This window comes from Mycobacterium sp. 050134 (assembly GCF_036409085.1).
Lineage (GTDB): Bacteria > Actinomycetota > Actinomycetes > Mycobacteriales > Mycobacteriaceae > Mycobacterium.
Genome location: NZ_JAZGLV010000005.1, coordinates 254,163 through 275,560, shown reverse-complemented (window position 1 = coordinate 275,560; position 21,398 = coordinate 254,163). Strand labels below are relative to the sequence as shown.

Here is a 21,398-nt window from a genome sequence, read left to right as displayed (position 1 = left end):
GACCGTCCGACCACCGGACGACCCCGAGCACCGAAGGATCAGCGAACCCGTGGCCGACACACCGAAACGTCCCCCGCGCTTCGACCTCAAGTCCGGCGACCGCAAATCCGGCCGACTGGTCCAGATCGGCGGCACCGCAGTCATCGTCATCTTCCTGGTCGCGCTCGTCTCCTACATCGTGGCCACCCACCACAAGAAGGGCGCGGTCGCCGCGGGCGGCGGCGACACGGTGCGGGTGACCTCGAGCAAACTGGTCACCCAGCCCGGCACCAGCAATCCCAAGGCCGTCGTCACGTTTTACGAGGACTTCCTGTGCCCCGCGTGCGGCAACTTCGAGCGGACGTTCGGCCCGACGGTGTCCAAGCTGATCGACATCGGCGCCATCGCGGCCGACTACTCGGTGGTGTCGATCCTGGACAGCCCGCGCACCCAGAACTACTCGTCCCGCGCGGGCGCGGCGGCCCTGTGCGTGGCGGATGAGTCCGTCGACGCCTTCCGCCGCTTCCACGCCGCCCTCTACAGCAAGAGCATCCAGCCCGACGAGCGCGCCACCAGCTTCCCGGACAACGCGAAGCTGATCGAGCTGGCCCGCGAGGCCGGCGTCGTGGGCAAGGTGCCGGACTGCATCAACAGCGGGAAGTACGTGCCCAAGGTGACCGCGGAGGCGGGGGCCGCCGGGATCAGCGCGACACCCACCGTCCGGATCAACGGCGCCGACTACGACGCGTCGACCCCGGACGCGCTGGTGAGCAAGATCAAGGAAATCGTCGGCGACATCCCGGGCCTGGACACCGCCGCCACCCCCGCCGCGGCGTGACCACCCCGGCGTCGGCGCAACCCAGCGAGCGGGGCGGCGACCCCGCACCGGCTTCCGGTCCGGGAACCCCGGTGGCCGTGGCGAGCGCCTGGTGGGTGCTGATCGCGGGGGTGATCGGGTTGGTGTCGTCGATGACGCTGACGATCGAGAAGATCGAACTGCTGCGCGATCCGGCCTACGTGCCGTCGTGCAACTTCAACCCGATCCTGGCCTGCGGATCGGTGATGGTCACCCCGCAGGCGTCGGTGTTGGGCTTTCCCAACCCGCTGATCGGCATCGTGGGCTTCACCGTGGTGGTGGTCACGGGCGTGCTGGCGCTGGCGAAAGTGCCCTTGCCGCAATGGTATTGGGTCGGCCTGGCGGTCGGAGTCCTGATCGGTGCGGTGTTCGTGCACTGGCTGATCTTCCAGAGCCTGTATCGGATCGGGGCGTTGTGCCCGTATTGCATGGTGGTGTGGGCGATGGACATCTCGCTGGTGGTCGTCGTCGCCTCCATCATCTTTCGTCCCGCGCTCGGACGCCGGGCAAGCGGCCTGGCTCAGGTGGTCTATCAATGGCGGTGGTCGATCGCCGTGCTGTGGTTCACGGCGGTGATCCTGCTGATCATGGCGCGGTTCTGGGACTATTGGTCGACGCTGATCTAGGCGGCGCCGGGTGACCCGCATCATCGGCGGTGTCGCCGGCGGCCGGCGCATCGCCGTCCCCCCGCGGGGCACCAGGCCCACCACCGACCGGGTCCGTGAGTCGCTATTCAACATCCTGGCCGCCCGCCGCGACCTGACCGGGCTCGCCGTGCTGGACCTGTACGCCGGTTCCGGCGCGCTGGGGCTCGAGGCGCTGTCGCGCGGGGCGGCGTCGGCGTTGTTCGTGGAGTCCGACCCGCGCGCCGCGTCGGTTATCGCGCGCAACATCGGGGCGCTCGGGCTGAGCGGGGCGACGCTGCGCCGCGGTGCTGTGGCGAGCGTCCTGGCCGGCGGCGCCGCGTCGCCGGTGGACCTCGTGCTGGCCGACCCGCCCTACGAAGTCGGGACCGACGACGTGGGCGCCGTCCTCGCCGCGCTCACCGAGCACGGCTGGGTGCGGGAGGGAGCCGTCGCCGTCATCGAGCGCCCGGCGGGCGGCGCGCCACTGGCGTGGCCGGACGGCTGGTCGGCGTGGCCGCACCGCGTCTACGGGGACACCCGGCTGGAGTTGGCCGAGCGGCTCTGATCCAGGCGTGTACCGTCATGCCGTATGAGCGGGGCGGTGTGCCCGGGATCGTTCGACCCGGTGACGTTGGGCCACATCGACGTCTTCGAGCGCGCGTCGGCCCAATTCGACGAGGTCGTAGTGGCGATTCTGAGCAATCCCTCCAAGAAGGGCCTGTTCGACGTCGACGAGCGGATCGCGATGATCGAGGAGTCGACGGCCCACCTGCCGAACCTGCGGGTGGAGGTCGGAAAGGGCCTGGTGGTCGACTTCGTCACGGCCCGCGGAATGACGGCGATCGTGAAGGGTCTGCGCACCGGCACCGACTTCGAATACGAGCTGCAGATGGCGCAGATGAACAAGCACATCGCCGGCGTGGACACCTTCTTCGTGGCGACGGCGCCGCAGTATTCGTTCGTCTCGTCGTCGCTGGCCAAAGAGGTCGCGATGCTCGGCGGTGACGTCTCGCAGCTGCTGCCCGAACCGGTCAATCGCCGGCTGCGCGAGAAGCTTTCCGGCTGATCCAGGTCGGCTCAGCGCGGTGTCACCGCCCGGGTAAGCGCGTGCACCACGCAATGCTTGGCGAGATCGACCTTGAATCCGTTTTGCGGCAACGGGTTCGCCCCGGCCAGCGCGCGTTCGGCGGCCACCCGGAACGCGGCCTCGCGGGGCCGACGCCATCATGTTCTCCGTCGACTATCTCTACGAGTCCTCGCAGGAGGCGGTCGACGGGTTCGAGCGCACCACGCTGAGCCCCGGGGACGGCGAGAACATCGCGCACGCCAACGCCGAACGCATCCTGAAGATCTGAAACTGCAACCGCCCAAGGGAGAACCGCGAGGGTGGAGGGTCCGGAGGCCTGCGCCCGCCCACGCCGTGACGGTCGTCAGTGGTGGTGACCGCTGTGGTCGTGCGACCCGTCCCCCGTCGGGGGTGGGCCGCCCATCATCCGCACCATCGGCAGACCCCCCGACGTGACGAACCGGGCGACGAGAACCGCACCGACCACCAGAAAGGCGATGTTGAGCCAGGTTGTGTAGTTCCACGAAATGCTCGCGGTCATCACGGTGGCGTTGCGCTGCGTAGGGATGAGATGCGTTGCGCCGAAGAGCAACTCGACCAGGTATCCGGCGGCGACCATCGCGGCGTAGAAGGTGCCAAGCAGCGTCAGCATCATCTTGGTGCCGTAGTACTTCCGGTAGATGTTCAGGATCGGCAGGATGAGCAGGTCGGCGTAGATGAAGGCGACGACACCGCCGAAGCTGATGCCCCCATTCCACAAGACGGCGGCCAGTGGCACGTTCCCGATCGAGCAGACGAAGGATGCGATCGCCACGAGGGGTCCCACGATCGGTCCCCACAGCGCCGACAGACCCGGGTGATCGGTCAAAAAGAACGCCTGCCAGAACTTTTCGGGCACCCAGGCCGCGATCGCGCCCGCGATCAGCAGGCCGAGGACGAGGTCGCGCAGGATCGCCAACCACTCCATGACGAACACGTGTGAAACGGAGGTGAAGCCCTGCGCTGAGAACAGTCGCCGCCGGAACGACCCTTCCCCCTGGATCGACATGTCCATCGCGGCATGGCCTTCCATCGATCCGGCGACTCCGAGCTCGGCCTGCTCGCGGGCGGCGTCGACCAGCCGGCTGCGCACGAAGAGCCGGAACAAGACGGCCAGGACGACGATCATCAGGGGGCCCCCGACGAACTCCGCCGCCGTGAACTGCCACCCCATCAATAGGGCCAGGATGATGCCCAGTTCCACGACCAGGTTCGTCGAACCGATCTCGAACGCCATCGCGGCGGTGAAGTTTGCGCCCTTGCGAAACAGGGAGCGGGCCAATGCCACGGCCGCATACGAGCACGACGACGACGCCGCCCCGAGCCCGGCGGCGATCGCCAGCGTGCGGGGCCGGTCGTCGCCGAGCAGGGTCACGATCGTCGAGCGGCGCACCACCGCCTGCACCACGGCCGACAGCGCGAAACCGAGAATCAGCGCCCAGAGAATTTCCCACGTCATCGACCCGGCCAGCGCCAGGGCGTGTCCGATTGCTGCCAGCACCGCCACCGCGTCCTCCGTCTCGTCACGCCCTTTCCGCTCCAACCTATACCCGGAGGGGGTATCGGTCAACCGGTGTGACGCCACCGCCGGTTCGAAGCAATAGAAACAAAGACGCAGCACGTGCGTGTTGGGCGGTGGCGCCTCGCTGCGCGCGTGCCCCATCCGCGACAACGGCCGGCATCCCGATGTATCGCCTAGTCAAGGCGGTTTACGTGTCGCGGTGTGGCGTCCACGGCTTGAGCGAAGGTTGGAGGGTGAAATCAAATCAGTTGTTGCAGCGCTACGTCTGTCTGTGTTTTCATACGTAGCATCGAGTGAGCGAACGAAATGGGGGCGCGATGTCGGTTCACCACGAACCCGGGGTCGGGTGCACGCACGGATCCGCGGCGCTGAGCGCCCGGGCGCAGGCGAAGTCGCACGGGTTGACGGTGTACGCCGGGCGCGCCGTGCCCGAACGCCAACTGCTGGCGATCGTCGAATCCGTCCCGGGTCTGTCGGCCGGCGACGTCGGTAAGGAGCTGGTCGTGCTGCGCGGAAAGCGGAAGATCCACGCGTTCACCGTCACCGACCCCCGCGCGATCGCCGCGCGCGACGTCCGCGACCATGTCTCGTCGCGCGTCGTGGCGCCAACCGCCAGCTGGCGGGTGACCGTCGCGGGCAACGACCCCGCCCACGTGCGGTGCGCTCGCCGGTTCGCCAAGGCCCTGGCGCTCGCGACGGGCGGCGTGGTGGTCGACGAGCAGACCGAAAACCTGCCGGGCCGCAAGCCGGTTCGCAAAACCCCGCGCCCCGCCGCCGCGACCGTCCGGATCCTCGACTTGCGCTGGTACTCGCCGGCGTCGGCGCCCAATGCGCCCGCCGAGTGGGTGGAAACCGCCAAGAAGTTCCTGCCGGAGGCACTCCCACGACGCTTCGGGAATGTCTATCCGCTGGCGCATCGGCTGGACCGCGACGGCGGTGACCGCTTCATCTCGAGTTATTGCGATGTCGCCTGGTTCGACGGGACGTACCCCTGCCTGGACGGGGGGCTGTATCCGAACGAGTGGGACGGCGTTCTGGTCGACAGGCTCAGACTCGTGGTCGACCCGCTCGAAGAGCCGCGCTGGCGCAATACCGTGCGGCGTTTCTTCGTCGAGTACGCCCGCCGGCGCCGCAGCATCCTGGCCACCGGAGAGGTGCTGCGCAACCACAAGCTCGCGGGCCCCGTGGACGGCAGCTGCGACCTGAGCGGCTCGCTGCGCGGCCCCGACGGGATCCTCGGGCTGCCGGCCAACGCTATCTGGTGGACGTGGCTCGGTCAGGATTACCTGCCGCTGGTCCGCACTTACCTGCCGCCCGAGCGGACAACCTGCTACAACGAGGGGGTCCTGTACGTCCCGACCGAGAACCCGGCCGACCGCGGCCAGCTCGCGGACCTGCCGGATCCGTTTCCGGCGTGGTTGCGCGCCACCGCCGTCCCTTCCGAGTTCGGAACGTCCATCGCCCCACGGAACGCTCCGGCGCCGATCCGCCCGATCATCAGCGTCGTCTGAAAGGAGTGAACGTGCTCACTGGTGCGACCCTCGTGCTGCTCGGCAAGATCGCGCTGGTCGGCTTCCTGGTCGCGGGCTGCACCGTCTTGCTCGTGACCTATCTGCGCAAACGTCCGCCCGGCGGCCTCGGCCCGCAGTCCGACCCCAACGCCGAGGGGTACCTCAGCCTGTATCGCGGCCGGGTGGCTCCGACGCCCAAGCCCGAGTGGGTGGTCGAGCGGTCGCTGTCCGAGCCCCCCGGCGACGATCCCGGGGGCGGTGCGCTCCGCCGGTGGCTGTAGCCGCGGGCGGCCGAACAGGCAATTCGCCGGCCGCCGCTGCTCGGCGCGGTGTTGAATGGCCTTAATGGGCTGTTGGATGGGCCGAACCGAATCTGCCGGAGGTGCTCGCCGGCGGCGCTCGCCGGACGCGCGAAGGCCGCCGCAACGAATACCCGACACACCGACTCGACCACCGCAGCCACAGAAGTAACACCAGGCACACTGGTAACAACAGTGATTTGGCAAACGCCAGGAGGTATTGGCCGTGTATCGAGTCTTTGAAGCGCTGGACGAATTGAGCGCCATCGTCGAAGAAGCCCGTGGCGTGCCGATGACGGCCGGCTGCGTGGTGCCGCGCGGTGACGTTCTCGAACTGATCGACGACATCAAGGACGCGATACCCGGCGAGCTCGACGACGCCCAGGACGTGCTCGACGCGCGGGACTCGATGCTGCACGACGCCAAATCGCACGCCGACTCGATGGTGTCCTCGGCGACCACGGAGTCGGAGTCCATGCTCAACCACGCCCGCGCCGAGGCGGACCGGATCCTGTCCGACGCGAAAGCGCAGGCAGACCGCATGGTGAACGAGGCCCGCCAGCATTGCGAGCGGATGGTTGGCGAGGCGCGCGAGGAGGCGATCCGCATCGCCACCGCGGCCAAGCGCGAGTACGAGGCGAGCGTGGGCCGTGCCCAGTCCGAAGCCGATCGGCTGATCGAGAACGGCAACATCTCCTACGAGAAGGCCGTCCAGGAGGGCATCAAGGAACAGCAGCGCCTGGTGTCGCAGAACGAGGTGGTGCAGGCGGCCAACGCGGAAGCCACCCGGCTGATCGACACCGCTCACGCCGAGGCGGACCGGCTGCGCGGCGAATGCGACATCTACGTCGACAACAAGCTTGCCGAGTTCGAGGAGTTCCTCAACGGCACCCTGCGCTCGGTGGGGCGTGGTCGTCACCAGCTCCGCACGGCGGCCGGCACGCACGACTACGCGACGCGGTAGCCCTCAAAGGCGCCGGTTCGGCCCTGGCGTCGCGCGGCCCGGGCCGTAGGATTTCTTCTATGAAGCGGCAGCACAGCACATCGTGGGCCCGCAACGCAGCATCACGCGCGACCTCGCCGATGGCCATCGACATCACCCGGCTGGGACGTCGCCCGGGCGCGATGGTCACCCTGCGCCAGACGGTCCCCGCCCCGTCGCGCATCGGTCTGGACATGATCGCCATCGAACAGGGCGCCCCGCTGGATATGGACCTGCAGATCCAGTCGGTGTCCGAGGGCGTGCTGGTGACTGGCACGGTGGGTGCGCCCACCGTCGGCGAGTGCGCGCGGTGCCTGACGCCGGTCAACGGCCGCATCGAGGTCGCGCTGACCGAACTGTTCGCCTACCCCGACAGCACAACCGAGGCGACTACCGAGGAGGGCGAGGTCGGCCGCGTCGTCGACGACACCGTCGACCTCGAGCAGCCCATCGTCGACGCCGTCGGGCTCGAGCTGCCGTTCGCGCCGATGTGCAGCCCGGACTGCCCGGGGTTGTGCCCGGACTGCGGGGTCTCCCTTGCCGTTGAGCCGGATCATCAGCACGACCGCATCGATCCCCGCTGGTCCAAGCTCGCCGGGATGTTCGCCCCGGACTCGGACGCCTCCGGGGGCAAGCGTTGACGGCGCGCGAGGTGCTGCTGGACGCGCTGGGGGTCGCCTTACCCGAGGAGCTGCTCACGCTGGCCCTGACCCATCGCAGCTACGCGTACGAGAATGGCGGCCTGCCGACCAATGAGCGCCTGGAGTTCCTGGGCGACGCCGTCCTGGGTCTGACCATCACCGATGAGCTGTATCACCGTCACCCCGATCGATCCGAAGGCGACCTCGCCAAGTTGCGCGCCAGCGTGGTCAACACCCAGGCGCTGGCCGACGTCGCGCGCAACCTCTCCGACGAGGGCCTCGGTGTTCACCTGTTCCTGGGGCGCGGCGAGGCCAACACCGGAGGGGCCGACAAGTCGAGCATCCTGGCCGACGGCATGGAGTCGCTGCTGGGCGCGATCTACATCGAGCACGGGATCGATACCGCGCGCGAGGTGATCCTGCGCTTGTTCGGCGCGCTGCTCGACGCCGCGCCGACGCTCGGGGCCGGGCTGGACTGGAAGACGAGCCTCCAAGAGCTGACCGCCGCGCGCGGCATGGGCCCGCCGTCGTACGTGGTGACCTCGACCGGCCCCGACCATGACAAGGAATTCACCGCGGTCGTCGTCGTGATGGACACCGAATACGGGTCGGGCGTCGGCCGCTCCAAGAAGGAGGCGGAGCAGAAGGCCGCCGCCGCCACCTGGAAGACGCTGGAAGAGTTGGACCGCGCCGGGAAAACTTCCGTCTGACTGATGTTGCGGTGATGACCCGCTTCGCCCGGCTTCGCCGCGCTTGCGATCAGTCTTGGTGATGACCCGCTTCGCCCGGCTTCGCCGCGCTTGCGATCATCACTGAATGCCCGAGCTGCCCGAGGTCGAGGTGGTCCGCCGCGGCTTACAGGCCCGCGTGGTGGGCAGGACAATCACCGCCGTCCGGGTGCACCACCCCCGCGCGGTGCGCCGGCACGAGGCCGGGCCCGCCGACCTGACCGCCCGCCTGCTCGACGCACGGATCACCGGTACCGACCGGCGCGGCAAGTACCTGTGGCTGCTGCTCGACGGTCCCGACCAGCCGGACACGGCGCTCGTCGTGCACCTGGGCATGAGCGGGCAGATGCTGCTGGGCCAGGTGCCCCGCGCCGACCACGTGCGCATCTCCGCGCTGCTCGACGACGGGACCGTGCTGAGCTTCGCCGACCAACGCACCTTCGGTGGCTGGATGCTTGCCGACCTCGTGAGCGTCGACGGCAGCGTGGTCCCGGCCCCCGTCGCGCACCTCGCTCGCGACCCGCTGGATCCCCTCTTCGATCGGAACGCCGTGGTAGATGTGTTGCGGCACAAGCATTCTGAGATCAAGCGACAGCTCCTCGACCAGACCGTGGTCTCGGGCATCGGCAACATCTACGCGGACGAGGCGCTGTGGCGGGCCAGGGTCAACGGCGCCCGGATCGCCGCGGAGTTGAGCCGCCGGAAGCTGGGTGCGATTCTCGCCGCCGCCGCCGACGTGATGCGCGACGCGCTCGCGCAGGGCGGGACGTCGTTCGACTCGCTGTATATCAACGTCAACGGGGAATCGGGCTACTTCGACCGGTCGCTGGACGCCTACGGCCGCGAGGGCCAGAGCTGCCGACGCTGCGGCGCGGTCATGCGGCGGGAGAAGTTCATGAATCGCTCGTCCTTCTATTGCCCGAAATGCCAACCCCGTCCGCGGGTTTGAGTGCGCCGCGGTCCCGTCGATCTCGGTGGGCGATTCCGCCCGGTAGAAATGAGCCATGACCGAACTGTGGGTGGAACGCACCGGAACTCGCCGCTACACCGGATACAGCTCGCGCGGTGCGCAGGTGCGCGTCGGCTCCGAGGATGTCGAGGGGGTGTTCACCCCCGGCGAATTGCTGAAGATCGCGCTCGCGGCGTGCAGTGGCATGTCCAGCGACGCGCCGCTGTCCCGCCGCCTCGGCGACGACTACAAGGCGGTCGTCCGGGTCACCGGCGCCGCCGACCGTGAGCAGGAACGGTATCCGCTGCTGGAGGAATCCCTGGAGCTGGACCTGTCGGGGTTGTCCGACGAGGAAAGGGAACGTCTGCTGCTGGTTGTTGACCGCGCGATCGACCAGGTGTGCACGGTGGGGCGCACCCTCGAGTCGGGCACCACGGTCAAGTTCGGGGTTGCCGATGTCGGATCCTGACGTGCGGCTCACCGCTTGGGTGCACGGCAAGGTCCAGGGCGTCGGCTTCCGCTGGTGGACCCGTTCCCGGGCGCTCGAGCAGGGGCTCACCGGCTACGCGGCCAACCAGGACGACGGCCGCGTGCTGGTGGTCGCCCAGGGACCGCGCGCGGGCTGCGAGAAGCTGCTCGAGGCGCTGGAAGGCGGCGATTCGTGGCCGCCCAGGCCGGGGTGCGTCGACAAGGTGATCGCCGACTGGTCCGAGCCGCGGGACCGGTTCGACGGCTTCGTCGAGCGGTAATCACAGGTCACTGGGGCCCCAGGGGGCCGCCCATGGTGTTCCTTCGAACGCGATACCGCCGGCGCTATCGCGTTTCACGACGAGGTGCCCGCTGGCCCAGTGACTGGTGTGACCTGTGTGGCCTGTGCGTCGACCAGGGATTTTCGGGCGCTCCGACACTCCGCGGGGAGCCTGGGCGCGGCGATTTGAGCGGTAGTCTGGCACGCCGTGTACCTCAAGAGTCTGACGCTGAAGGGCTTCAAGTCCTTCGCTTCGCCGACGACTTTGCGCTTCGAGCCGGGCATCACCGCGGTCGTCGGGCCTAATGGTTCGGGTAAATCGAACGTCGTCGACGCCCTGGCCTGGGTCATGGGGGAGCAGGGGGCGAAGACCCTGCGCGGCGGGAAGATGGAAGACGTCATCTTCGCCGGCACCTCGTCGCGGGCCCCGCTGGGCCGCGCCGAGGTCACCGTCACCATCGACAACTCCGACAACGCGCTGCCAATCGAATACTCCGAGGTGTCGATCACCCGCCGAATGTTCCGCGACGGCGCGAGCGAGTACGAAATCAACGGCAGCAGTTGCCGCCTGATGGATGTGCAGGAGCTGCTGAGCGACTCGGGCATCGGCCGCGAGATGCACGTCATCGTCGGGCAGGGCAAGCTCGACGAGATCCTGCAGTCGCGGCCCGAGGATCGTCGCGCGTTCATCGAGGAAGCCGCCGGCGTGCTCAAGCACCGCAAGCGCAAGGAGAAGGCCCTCCGCAAACTCGACGCGATGGCGGCCAACGTCGCCCGGCTCACCGACCTGACGACCGAGCTGCGCCGCCAGCTCAAGCCATTGGGCCGCCAGGCCGAGGTGGCCCGTCGCGCGCAGACCATCCAGGCCGACCTGCGCGACGCGAGGTTGCGGCTGGCCGCCGACGACCTCGTCAACCGCCAGACGCAGCGCGACGCCATCCTGGAGGCCGAGGCCGCCATGCGCCGCGAGCACGACGAGGCCGCCGCCCGCCTGGCCGTCGCTTCCGACGAGCTGACCACGCACGAGGCCGCGTTGGCCGAGCTGTCGGTCCGCGCCGAGTCGGTCCAGAACACCTGGTTCTCGCTCTCCGCGCTGGCCGAGCGCGTCGGTGCGACCGTGCGGATCGCGAGCGAACGTGCGCAGCATCTCGATGTCGAGCCCGTGGCAACCGGCGACACCGATCCGGACGCGCTGGACGCCGAGGCCGAGCGGGTGGCCGTCGCCGAGCAGCGGCTGCTCTCGGAGCTCGCCGAGGCGCGCGGCCGGCTGGACGCCGCCCGCGCCGAGCTGGCCGAGCGCGAGCGCGAGGCAGCCGAGGCCGATCGCGCCCACCTGGAGGCGGTCCGGGCCGAGGCGGACCGGCGCGAGGGCCTGGCCCGGCTGGCCGGTCAGGTGGAGACCATGCGGGCCCGCGTCGAATCGATCGACGACAGCGTGGCGCGGCTCTCCGAACGCATCGAACAGGCGGCCACCCGCGCGCAGCACACCCGGGCGGAATTCGAAACCGTGCAGAGCCGCGTCGGGGAACTCGATCAGGGCGAGGTGGGCCTCGACGAGCACCACGAGCGGACCGTGGCCGCGCTGCGGCTGGCCGACGCCCGCGTCGCCGAGCTGCAGGCGGCCGAGCGGGACGCCGAGCGTCGGGTTGCGTCGCTGCGCGCGCGCATCGACGCCCTCGCGGTGGGCCTGGAGCGCAAGGACGGCGCCGCGTGGTTGGCCCAAAACCATTCCGGTCCTGGGCTTTTGGGGCCGATCGCGAAGCTGGTGAAGGTTCGCAACGGCTACGAGGCGGCCCTGGCCGCGGTGCTGGGGTCGGCCGCCGACGCGCTGGCCGCCGAGAGCTTCGGCGCGGCGCACTCCGCGGTGGCCGCGCTCAAGGAGGCCGACGGCGGCCGCGCGGCGCTGGTGCTCGGCGACTGGCCGGCCGCGCAGCAGGAACCGCACGATGATCCGCCCGCCGGCGCGTCGTGGGCGCTCGACCTCATCGACAGCCCGGCCCGGCTCCGCGGCGCCATGACCGCGATGCTGTCGGGAGTCGTGGTGGTCGACGACCTGCGGGCGGCGCTGGACCTGGTCGCCTCGCGGCCCGAGCTGCGGGCCGTCACGCTCGACGGTGACCTGGTGGGCGCCGGCTGGGTGAGCGGCGGTTCGGACCGCAAGCTCTCCACGCTGGAGGTCACCTCGGAGATCGATAAGGCCGGCGCCGAGCTAGCGGCGGCGGAGGCGCAGGTCGAGCAGCTGACGGCGGCGCTCTCCGGCGCGCTGACCGAGCAGACCGCGCGCCAGGATTCCGCCGAGCAGGCGCTGGCCGCGCTCAACGAATCCGACACCGCCATCTCGGCGATGTACGAGCAGCTCGGCCGGCTCGGCCAGGAGGCCCGGGCGGCCGACGACGAGTGGGGCAGGTTGCTGCGCCAGCGTGAGGAGTTGGAGGTGGGGCGGGCCCAGACCGTCGACGAGGTCACCCAACTCGAGACCCGGCTGCGCAACGCCCAGGAGACCCAGCAGGTGCACGCCGAAGACCCCAGCCATGCGGAGGTCCGCCAGCGGATCGCCGCCGCCGCCGAGGGCGCCCGCGGCGTCGAGGTGGAGGCCCGGCTGGCCGTGCGGACCGCGGAGGAACGAGCCAACGCGGTGCGTGGGCGGGCCGACTCGTTGCGCCGCGCGGCCGCGGCCGAACGTGAAGCCAGGGTGCGGGCCCAACAGGCGCGCGAGGCGCGGCTGCGCGCGGCCTCGGTGGCCGCGGCGGTGGCCGACGCCGGGCGGCTGCTGGCGCAGCGGCTGGACGGGGTGGTCGCCGCGGCGTCGCACATTCGCGATGCGCTGGTGGCCGAACGCCAGGAGCGGTCGGCGGCGATGACGGCCGTGCGCGACGAGGTGAACGTGCTGAGCGCCCGGGTCGCCACGCTCACGGACTCGCTGCACCGCGACGAGGTGGCCAATGCGCAGGCGGCGATGCGGATCGAGCAGCTCGAGCAGATGGTGCTCGAGCAGTTCGGGATGGCTCCGGTCGACCTGATCGCCGAATACGGGCCCCACGTCGGCCTCCCGCCGACCGAGCTGGAGATGGCCGAGTTCGAGCAGGCCCGGGAGCGCGGCGAGCAGGTGGTGGCGCCGGCGCCCATGCCCTACGACCGCCCCACCCAGGAGCGGCGGGCCAAACGGGCCGAGCGTGAACTGGCCGAGCTCGGCCGGGTCAACCCGCTGGCCCTCGAGGAGTTCGCCGCGCTAGAGGAGCGCTACAACTTCCTGTCGACGCAGCTCGAGGACGTCAAGGCCGCGCGCAAGGACCTGCTCGACGTCGTCGCCGACGTCGACGCCCGCATCCTGCAGGTGTTCAGCGACGCGTTCGTCGACGTGGAGCGCGAGTTCCGGGAGGTCTTCACCGTGCTGTTCCCCGGTGGGGAAGGGCGGTTGCGGCTGACGAATCCGGACGACATGCTCACCACCGGCATCGAGGTCGAGGCGCGGCCGCCGGGTAAGAAGGTCACGCGGCTGTCCCTGCTCTCCGGCGGCGAGAAGGCGCTGACGGCGGTGGCGATGCTGGTGGCGATCTTCCGGGCGCGCCCGTCACCCTTCTACATCATGGACGAGGTCGAGGCCGCGCTCGATGACACCAACCTGCGCCGCCTGATCAGCCTGTTCGAGCTGCTGCGGGCGCGCTCGCAGCTGCTGATCATCACGCACCAGAAGCCGACGATGGAGGTCGCCGACGCGCTGTACGGCGTGACCATGCAGGGCGACGGCATCACCGCGGTCATTTCCCAGCGGATGCGGGGTCAGCAGGTGGAACAGCTCGTCTCGGCCTCGTCGCCTTAGTCCCCGCGGGTCGGCGCCATCGACCTCGCGGCGATCGCGAGCGCGGCGTGGCCGGGTGAAGCGGGTCGGCGCCATCGACCCCGCGCCGACCGGCGCGCGCGGTGTCCCTGAAACAATGTCAGCGTGTCACAGGGTCTTTGGATCGCCATCGCGGTCGTAGCTGTCCTGGTCGTCATCGCGGTGCTGGTCCTGGGCCTGGTGCGGTACCGCCGGCGGCGAATCAGCCTGGCCTCGCGGCCGGAGCCCGGCAGCCTGGACCGCCCCAAGGGGTACACCGCGTCGTCAAGCATCACGTTCAGCCAGACCGTCCAGCCGGCCGAGCGGATCGACACGACTGGGCTGCCGTCGGTGGGCGACGACGCGACCGTGCCCCGGGACGCGCCGCGACGCACGATCTCCGACGTTGAGCTGCCGGAGCCGGCGCCCGAAGCCCAGCCCGAGGCGCACCCGGCGCCCTCAGCCCCCGCGGCGCCGGAAGCCCCGCCCGAGGCTGCGGCGGCGCCCGAGATCGAGGCCATCGAACCGACCGAAGGCCGCCTGGAACGGCTCCGCGGCCGCCTGGCTAAGTCGCAGAATGCGTTCGGGCGGAGCCTGCTTGGCCTGATCGGCGGCGGAGACCTCGACGAAGACTCGTGGCAGGACGTCGAGGACACCCTGCTCATCGCCGACCTGGGTCCGGTGGTCACCGAGTCGATCATGGCGCAGCTGCGCAGCCGCCTGGCCAGCAGCGATGTCCGCACCGAGGCCGACGCCAAGGCCGCGCTGCGCGATGTGCTGATCAAGGAACTGCAACCCGGCATGGACCGCTCGATCCGTGCCCTGCCGCACGCGGATCGCCCGTCGGTGCTGCTGGTGGTCGGGGTGAACGGCACCGGCAAGACCACCACCGTCGGCAAGCTGGCCCGGGTGCTCGTGGCCGACGGCCGGCGTGTGGTCCTCGGCGCGGCCGACACCTTCCGGGCCGCGGCGGCCGACCAGCTGCAGACCTGGGCGTCCCGGGTCGGCGCCGAGGTGGTGCGCGCGCCCGAGGGCGCCGATCCCGCGTCGGTGGCATTCGACTCCGTCGACAAGGGCATCGCCACGGGCGCCGACGTCGTCCTCATCGACACCGCCGGGCGGCTGCACACCAAGGTCGGGCTGATGGACGAACTCGGCAAGGTCAAGCGCGTCGTGAGCAAGCGGGCCGAGGTCGACGAGGTGTTGCTGGTGCTCGACGCCACGATCGGGCAGAACGGGCTGGCTCAGGCCCGCGTGTTCGCCGAGGTTGTCGACATCACCGGTGCGGTGCTGACCAAGCTGGACGGAACGGCCAAGGGCGGCATTGTGTTCCGCGTGCAACAGGAACTCGGCGTGCCGGTGAAGCTCGTCGGGCTCGGCGAAGGTCCCGACGATTTGGCGCCGTTCGAACCGGCCGCATTCGTCGACGCGCTGCTTGGCTGACCCATTACACGGGGGAGCGCGACGTTAATCCTCACGAAACATGGTTGCTTCATTGCAGAAACAACCATTGCGCAGTGTTCTCGGCAGGTCATCAGGCATACGTCTGACGGCCAGGACAGGGCCGACCGGAGGTGAAAGCGAGTGAGTTTCCCGCAATTGGGCCAACCTGATACCGGCGATACCGCATGGATGTTGGCTAGTTCCGCCTTGGTGCTTTTGATGACGCCGGGGCTGGCGTTCTTCTACGGCGGCATGGTCCGCACCAGAAGCGTGCTCAACATGATCATGATGAGCATCAGCGCGATGGGCGTGGTGACCGTGCTGTGGGTGCTCTACGGCTACTCGATGTCATTCGGTAACGACAAAGGTGGAGTCGTAGGTAACCCGGGTGATTACTGGGGCCTGAAAGGCCTGATCGGCGGCAACGCCGTCAAGGCCGACCCGACCAAGGGCATTTCGGCCACCGACATCCCGCTGGCCGGCACCATGCCCGCCACGGTCTTCGTGGCCTTCCAGTTGATGTTCGCCATCATCACCGTCGCGCTGATCTCGGGCGCGGTGGCCGACCGGCTGAAGTTCACCGCGTGGCTGGTGTTCGCCGGATTGTGGGCGACGCTGGTGTACTTCCCCGTCGCGCACTGGGTCTTCGCCGCAGACGGTTTCGCCTCCGAGAAGGGCGGCTGGATCAACAACAAGCTGCACGCGATCGACTTCGCAGGAGGAACCGCGGTCCATATCAACTCCGGTGTTGCCGGTCTGGCGCTCGCCATCGTGCTGGGCAAGCGCAAGGGCTGGCCGACCACGCTGTTCCGGCCGCACAACCTGCCGTTCGTGATGCTCGGCGCCGGCTTGCTGTGGTTCGGCTGGTTCGGGTTCAACGCCGGTTCGGCCACCAGCTCCAACGGCTCCGCCGGGACGACGTTCATGACCACGACCATCGCGACCGCGACGGCCATGCTGGCCTGGCTGCTCACGGAGCGCATCCGCGACGGCAAGCCCACGACGCTGGGAGCGGCGTCGGGCATCGTCGCCGGGCTGGTCGCGATCACGCCGTCCTGCTCGTCGGTCAACGTGCTGGGCGCCCTGGTGATCGGCGCGGTCGCCGGTGTGGTGTGTGCGCTGGCGGTCGGGCTGAAGTTCAAGCTCGGCTACGACGACTCGCTCGACGTGGTCGGTGTCCACATGATCGGCGGTCTGACCGGCACGTTGCTGGTGGGTCTGCTCGCCGCGCCCGAATCGCCCGCGATCAACGGGGTGACCGGGGTGTCGAAGGGCCTGTTCTACGGCGGCGGCTGGTCGCAGCTCGAACGACAGGCGGTCGGCGCGTTCGCTGTCCTGTTCTACTCCGGCATCGTTACCCTTATCTTGGCGCTGATCCTGAAGTACACAATCGGGTTGCGTGTCGGGGCCGAGGAAGAAGCCTCGGGTATCGACGAGGCTGAGCACGCTGAGAGCAGTTACGATTTTGGAACGATCGGCGGGCAGGGGTCGGTTCTTCCGGCGGCGCGGATCCCCGCGGATGACCGTAACGGTCTTGAAGACCGGGCGGGCGACAAAGTGGAGGCAGAGCAGTCATGAAGCTAGTCACCGCGATCGTGAAGCCGTTCACCCTTGACGATGTCAAGACCAGCCTGGAGGACGCGGGCGTCCTCGGGATGACGGTCAGCGAGATCCAGGGTTACGGACGGCAGAAGGGCCACACCGAGGTCTACCGTGGTGCGGAGTACTCGGTGGACTTCGTCCCAAAGGTGCGGATCGAGGTCGTCGTGGACGACTCCATCGTCGACAAGGTGGTGGACAGCATCGTTCGGGCGGCGCGCACCGGCAAGATCGGTGACGGCAAGGTCTGGGTGAGCCCCGTCGAAACCATCGTGCGCGTGCGCACCGGTGAGCGCGGAACCGATGCGCTATGACACCGGCCGCCGATTGCTGAACCAACCCGGGCGGGCCGGGAGGGCGTGACGCCCGACCGGCCCGAGCCCTCCGGGGACATGTCGGGGACAGGAAGCGCCTGCGGGGCAGCCGATTTGGCTGCCTCGCGGCGCAAACTGCTGTCTGAGGGGGCCGAACTCGACGCGGCGGCGCTGCGCCAGGCGTGGCTGGAGCTGCACGAGTCGTGGCTCGCCGCCAAGGCCGCGGAGCTCGGAATCACCGCGGACAGCGGTTTCGCGATCGTCGGGATCGGCGGCCTGGGCCGCCGAGAGCTGTTGCCGTATTCCGATCTCGATCTGATGTTGTTGCACGACAACCAATCCGCGGAAGTCCTGCAGCGGGTGGCCGACGGGCTATGGTATCCGCTGTGGGACGCCAACGTTCGGCTGGACCACAGCGTTCGCACCGTCTCCGGGGCCCTCGGCGTCGCCAACAACGACATGATCGCCGCGCTGGGCATGTTGGACGCCCGTCACATCGCCGGTAACGCCACGCTGTCGGAGGAATTGATCGCCGGTGCACGACGCCAGTGGCGCAGCGCGATTCGCTCCCGCATGGACGAGCTCATCGAGATGACCAACGCCCGCTGGCAGCGGTGCGGCCGGATCGCCCAACGTGCCGAACCGGATCTCAAATCCGGACGCGGCGGCCTGCGCGACGTCCAGCTGCTCGACGCGTTGGGCGTCGCCCAGCTGATCGACCGGCATGGCATGGCCAACCCCAACATGCCCGGGGGGTCGCTGGACACCGCTTACCTCACCCTGCTCGACGTGCGCACAGAACTCCACCGGGTCTCCGGGCGCGGACGCGACCAGCTGCTGGCCCAGTTCGCGGACGAGATCAGCGCGGCGCTGCACATCGGGGACCGATTCGACTTGTCGCGCAAGCTTTCCGGTGCCAGCCGCACCATCGCGTACCACGCCGAGACCGGGCTGCGGACGGCCGAGAACGCCCTGCCACGCCGTGGCCTCACGGCGCTGGTGCGGCGGCCCAAGCGCCGGCCGCTGGATGAGGGCGTCGTCGAGTACGGCGGCGAAATCGTGCTCGCCCGCGACGCCCACCCCGACCGGGACGCGGGGTTGGTGTTGCGGGTGGCCGCGGCGTCGGCCGACACGGGTCTACCGATCGGCGCCGGGACGCTCGCGCGGCTGGCCGCGAGTGCACCGGACATGCCCACGCCATGGCCGCGCGAGTCCCTGGATGACCTGCTGGTCGTCCTGTCCGCCGGCCCGACCACCGTCGCGACGGTCGAGGCGCTCGACCGGACCGGGCTGTGGGGCCGGTTGCTGCCGGAGTGGGACGCCGTGCGCGACCTGCCGCCGCGCGACGTCTCGCACAAGTGGACCGTGGACCGGCACATCGTCGAAACCGCCGTCAACGCAGCGCCTTTGACCACCCGCGTGGCGCGTTCGGACCTACTCACGCTGGGCGCGCTGCTGCACGACATTGGAAAGGGGCGCGGCGTCGACCACTGCGTGCTCGGGGCCGATCTGGTGATCCCGATCTGCGAAAGGCTGGGCCTGCCGCCGGCCGACGTCGACACGGTGTCCGGCATGGTCCGCCACCATCTGCTGTTACCGGTCACGGCCACCCGGAGCGACCTGAACGACCCCAAGACCATCGAGGACGTGACCGAGGCGCTGGGCGGCGACCCCCACCTGCTCGAGCTGCTGCACGCCTTGGCCGAGGCGGATTCGAAGGCCACAGGTCCCGGAGTGTGGAGCGAATGGAAGGCCTCGCTGATCGAGGACCTGGTGCGCCGCTGCCGGCTGGTGATGGCCGGCGAACCGCTGCCTCAGGCGAATCCGACTGCACCACAGTATCTTTCGCTGGCGGCCGATCACGGCGTGCACGTGCAGATCACGCCTAGCGGCAGTGAGCGCCTGCAAGTGGTGATGCTCGCGCCCGACCAGCGGGGGTTGGTGTCGAAGGCCGCCGCCGTGCTCGCGCTGAACTCGTTGCGCATCCACTCGGCGACGGCCAACCTTCACGAAGGCGTCGCGATCATCGAATTCGTCGCGTCGCCGGTTTTCGGTTCGCCGCCCGAAGCCGGCCTGCTGCGCCAGCAGTTCACCGGCGCGCTGAACGGGGACGTCGACGTCGTGGGTGCTCTGGAGAAACGGGACAGCGACGCCGTCAGCGCGGTGAGTGCGCGCGCCGGTGAGGTCCAGGTCGGGGTTCCCGTCACCCGGTCGACGGCGCCGCCCCGCATCCTATGGCTCGACGCCGCCGCGCCCGGCCAGCTCGTCGCCGAAGTGCGCGCCATGGACCGGCTGGGCCTGCTCGCGCTACTAGCCCAGGCGCTGGAACGCGCCCAGGCCGACATCCAGTGGGCGAAGGTCAACACGTTCGGGTCGACGGCGGCCGACGTCTTCTCGATGGCCGTGCCCCCCGGCGAGGAACAGGACGCCCGCGCCGCCGTCGAGAAGCACTTGCTGGCTGTCCTGGGCGGGCCCGCCGTCGAGGTCCTTGACGAACCCGTCGGCGACTAGCGACCGGTCCGCGCGCTACGCCTGCTCGGCGGTGAGCTGCCGCACCGCGTCGATGCGCGCCTTGAGCTGATCCCGCGTCGCCGCGGCGATCGGCGGCCCCCCGCACCGGCGGCGCAGCTCGTTGTGGATCCAGCCGTGCGGTTTGCCGGTGCGGTGGTGCGCGATCGACACCAGCGTGTTGAGTTCGCGGCGCAATTCGCGCAGCTGGCCGTGCATGGACGGCGGCGGCAGGGGCGGCGATCCCTGGGCCGCCTGCTTCTCGGCCCGCTTCTGGAACTGCTCGTCCTGGCGCCGGTGCAGCAGGGCCCGCATCTGTTCGGCGTCGAGCAGGCCCGGCAGCCCGAGGTAGTCGGCCTCCTCGTCGCTGCCCGCCGGGGTCGCCGTCCCGAACGATGACCCGTCGAAGATCACCTGGTCGAGCTCGGCGTCGGCGCCAAGCGCGGTGAAACCGTTGTCGAGGTAGGTCTTTTCGGTCTGCGTCCGGGTGGCGGGGTCACCGTCCAGGGGGTCCTCGTCCGGGCGGTGCGGTTCGCCGAGGACGTGGTTGCGCTGGGCCTCCAGCTCGCTAGCCAATTGCAGCAGGTTCGGTACGGACGGCACGAAGATGCTGGCGGTCTCGCCCGGCCGGCGCGACCGCACGAACCGGCCGATGGCCTGGGCGAAGAACAGCGGAGTGGAGGCGCTGGTGGCGTAGATGCCCACCGACAACCGCGGGACGTCGACACCCTCCGAGACCATCCGGACCGCGACCAGCCATCGGCTGGTGCCGTCGGAGAATTCGCTGATCCGCGCCGAGGAGCCGGGGTCGTCGGAGAGCACCACCGTGGGTTCCTCCGCCGTCAACCGCTTCAGCAGGGCCGCGTAGGCGCGGGCCGCCGTGCGGTCGGAGGCGATGATCATCCCGCCGGCGTCCGGTATGTGGGTGCGCAGCTGGCGCAGCCGCTCGTCGGCGGCCGTGATCACCGCGGGCATCCACTGTCCGGCGGGATCGAGGGCGGTGCGCCACGCTCGCGCGGTCTGCTCGGCCGACAGCGGCTCGCCCAGCCGGGCGGCGTGTTCCTCGCCGGCGCTGTCGCGCCAGCGCGCCTCACCGGAGTAGGCGAGGAACACCACCGGGCGGACCACACCGTCGGCCAGGGCCTCGGCGTAACCGTAGGTGTGGTCGGCCTCCGAACGCAGCACCCCGTCCGGGCCGGCGACGTAGTTGACGAAGGGGATCGGGCTGTCGTCGCTGCGAAATGGCGTACCCGTCAGCGCCAGGCGGCGGGTGGCGTCGCCGAACGCCTCGCGGATCGCCTCGCCCCACGTCTTGGCGTCGCCGCCGTGGTGGATCTCGTCGAAGATGACCAGCGTCTTGCGCTGCTCGGTGCGCACCCGGTGCAGCGTCGGATGAGCGGCCACCTGGGCGTAGGTCACCATCACCCCGTGGTACTCCGAGGAGGTCTGGGGGTTGGTATTGGAGAACTTGGGGTCCAGCGCGAGACCGTGCCGCTGCGCGGCCAGCGCCCACTGGGTCTTGAGGTGCTCGGTCGGAACCACGACGGTGATCTGCTCGGCTGCGCGCTGGGTGAGCAGTTCGCCCGCCACCCGCAGCGCAAACGTCGTCTTCCCGGACCCGGGGGTGGCGACAGCCAGGAAGTCGCGTGGCTGGCCGGCCAGGTACTTCACCAGCGCCCGGCGCTGCCAGCCACGTAGCACCCCGGGCTCCGCGCGGGTGGCCGGTTGCACAGACAAGTTCTCCCCCGTAGTTGCGCTTCTGACTCGGCCA

General features: G+C 69.7%; 20 protein-coding genes. 18 read left to right on the top strand and 2 right to left on the bottom strand.

All coding sequences use genetic code 11. The annotated features are described in order from the left end of the window. Positions 1–49 precede the first annotated feature (49 nt). The 5 genes from SKC42_RS08505 (at position 50) to SKC42_RS08485 (ending at position 2,816) form a co-directional block, all read left to right on the top strand. Positions 50–817, top strand: coding sequence for a DsbA family protein (locus tag SKC42_RS08505; protein ID WP_330963851.1), 768 nt, complete (start codon positions 50–52; stop codon positions 815–817). Next, the gene (locus SKC42_RS08500) at positions 814–1,461 is read left to right on the top strand and encodes a vitamin K epoxide reductase family protein (protein ID WP_442932044.1); all 648 of its coding nucleotides are present in this window, start codon (positions 814–816) and stop codon (positions 1,459–1,461) included. Before SKC42_RS08505 ends, SKC42_RS08500 begins: the two co-directional genes overlap by 4 nt. A 10-nt stretch (positions 1,462–1,471) precedes the next feature. Beyond that, positions 1,472–2,026, top strand: coding sequence for a 16S rRNA (guanine(966)-N(2))-methyltransferase RsmD (gene rsmD, locus SKC42_RS08495; RefSeq protein WP_330963850.1), 555 nt, complete (start codon positions 1,472–1,474; stop codon positions 2,024–2,026). Between the two features lie 24 nt (positions 2,027–2,050). Next, complete coding sequence (gene coaD / locus SKC42_RS08490; protein WP_330963849.1) at positions 2,051–2,527, top strand: pantetheine-phosphate adenylyltransferase; 477 nt, start codon at positions 2,051–2,053, stop codon at positions 2,525–2,527. Between the two features lie 160 nt (positions 2,528–2,687). Continuing rightward, positions 2,688–2,816: a hypothetical protein gene (locus tag SKC42_RS08485; RefSeq protein WP_330963848.1), complete on the top strand. Its 129-nt coding sequence runs from the start codon at positions 2,688–2,690 to the stop codon at positions 2,814–2,816. Between the two features lie 75 nt (positions 2,817–2,891). Here the strand turns inward: SKC42_RS08485 and SKC42_RS08480 are convergent, their stop codons facing one another. Then, the gene (locus SKC42_RS08480; protein ID WP_330963847.1) at positions 2,892–4,109 is read right to left on the bottom strand and encodes a permease; all 1,218 of its coding nucleotides are present in this window, start codon (positions 4,107–4,109) and stop codon (positions 2,892–2,894) included. Positions 4,110–4,405: 296 nt separating this feature from the next. On the opposite strand from SKC42_RS08480, the gene SKC42_RS08475 reads away from it, so the two are divergent. From SKC42_RS08475 to SKC42_RS08415, 13 genes are all read left to right on the top strand, one after another. Beyond that, positions 4,406–5,599, top strand: coding sequence for a hypothetical protein (locus SKC42_RS08475; RefSeq protein ID WP_330963846.1), 1,194 nt, complete (start codon positions 4,406–4,408; stop codon positions 5,597–5,599). Positions 5,600–5,610: 11 nt separating this feature from the next. Continuing rightward, positions 5,611–5,880: a hypothetical protein gene (locus SKC42_RS08470; protein WP_330963845.1), complete on the top strand. Its 270-nt coding sequence runs from the start codon at positions 5,611–5,613 to the stop codon at positions 5,878–5,880. Between the two features lie 244 nt (positions 5,881–6,124). Then, positions 6,125–6,862, top strand: coding sequence for a cell division protein SepIVA (sepIVA, locus tag SKC42_RS08465; protein WP_330963844.1), 738 nt, complete (start codon positions 6,125–6,127; stop codon positions 6,860–6,862). A gap of 59 nt (positions 6,863–6,921) precedes the next feature. Beyond that, positions 6,922–7,521 (top strand): YceD family protein, encoded by a 600-nt coding sequence (locus SKC42_RS08460; protein ID WP_330963843.1) that lies wholly within the window; start codon positions 6,922–6,924, stop codon positions 7,519–7,521. Next, positions 7,518–8,231 carry a ribonuclease III gene (gene rnc, locus SKC42_RS08455; RefSeq protein ID WP_330963842.1) on the top strand — a complete coding sequence of 238 codons (714 nt, stop codon included), beginning with the start codon at positions 7,518–7,520 and terminating at the stop codon, positions 8,229–8,231. Before SKC42_RS08460 ends, rnc begins: the two co-directional genes overlap by 4 nt. Before the next feature lie 106 nt (positions 8,232–8,337). Further along, a complete protein-coding gene (mutM, locus tag SKC42_RS08450; protein ID WP_330963841.1) occupies positions 8,338–9,198 on the top strand; it encodes a DNA-formamidopyrimidine glycosylase in 861 nt (286 codons plus the stop codon). A gap of 55 nt (positions 9,199–9,253) precedes the next feature. Further along, complete coding sequence (locus SKC42_RS08445) at positions 9,254–9,667, top strand: OsmC family protein (RefSeq protein WP_330963840.1); 414 nt, start codon at positions 9,254–9,256, stop codon at positions 9,665–9,667. Continuing rightward, positions 9,654–9,947 carry an acylphosphatase gene (locus SKC42_RS08440; RefSeq protein WP_330963839.1) on the top strand — a complete coding sequence of 98 codons (294 nt, stop codon included), beginning with the start codon at positions 9,654–9,656 and terminating at the stop codon, positions 9,945–9,947. Before SKC42_RS08445 ends, SKC42_RS08440 begins: the two co-directional genes overlap by 14 nt. A 207-nt stretch (positions 9,948–10,154) precedes the next feature. Beyond that, positions 10,155–13,766, top strand: coding sequence for a chromosome segregation protein SMC (smc, locus tag SKC42_RS08435; RefSeq protein WP_330963838.1), 3,612 nt, complete (start codon positions 10,155–10,157; stop codon positions 13,764–13,766). Between the two features lie 123 nt (positions 13,767–13,889). Then, complete coding sequence (gene ftsY / locus SKC42_RS08430) at positions 13,890–15,206, top strand: signal recognition particle-docking protein FtsY (RefSeq protein ID WP_330963837.1); 1,317 nt, start codon at positions 13,890–13,892, stop codon at positions 15,204–15,206. Between the two features lie 189 nt (positions 15,207–15,395). After that, positions 15,396–16,784: an ammonium transporter gene (locus tag SKC42_RS08425; RefSeq protein ID WP_330963836.1), complete on the top strand. Its 1,389-nt coding sequence runs from the start codon at positions 15,396–15,398 to the stop codon at positions 16,782–16,784. Then, positions 16,781–17,119: a nitrogen regulatory protein P-II gene (glnB, locus tag SKC42_RS08420; protein WP_085256223.1), complete on the top strand. Its 339-nt coding sequence runs from the start codon at positions 16,781–16,783 to the stop codon at positions 17,117–17,119. The genes SKC42_RS08425 and glnB overlap by 4 nt, the downstream gene beginning before the upstream one ends. A gap of 78 nt (positions 17,120–17,197) precedes the next feature. Beyond that, complete coding sequence (locus tag SKC42_RS08415; protein ID WP_330963899.1) at positions 17,198–19,630, top strand: [protein-PII] uridylyltransferase; 2,433 nt, start codon at positions 17,198–17,200, stop codon at positions 19,628–19,630. A 15-nt stretch (positions 19,631–19,645) separates the two neighbouring features. On the opposite strand, the gene SKC42_RS08410 is transcribed toward SKC42_RS08415, so the two are convergent. Continuing rightward, positions 19,646–21,364, bottom strand: coding sequence for a DEAD/DEAH box helicase (locus tag SKC42_RS08410; RefSeq protein ID WP_330963835.1), 1,719 nt, complete (start codon positions 21,362–21,364; stop codon positions 19,646–19,648). Between the last annotated feature and the right edge of the window lie 34 nt (positions 21,365–21,398).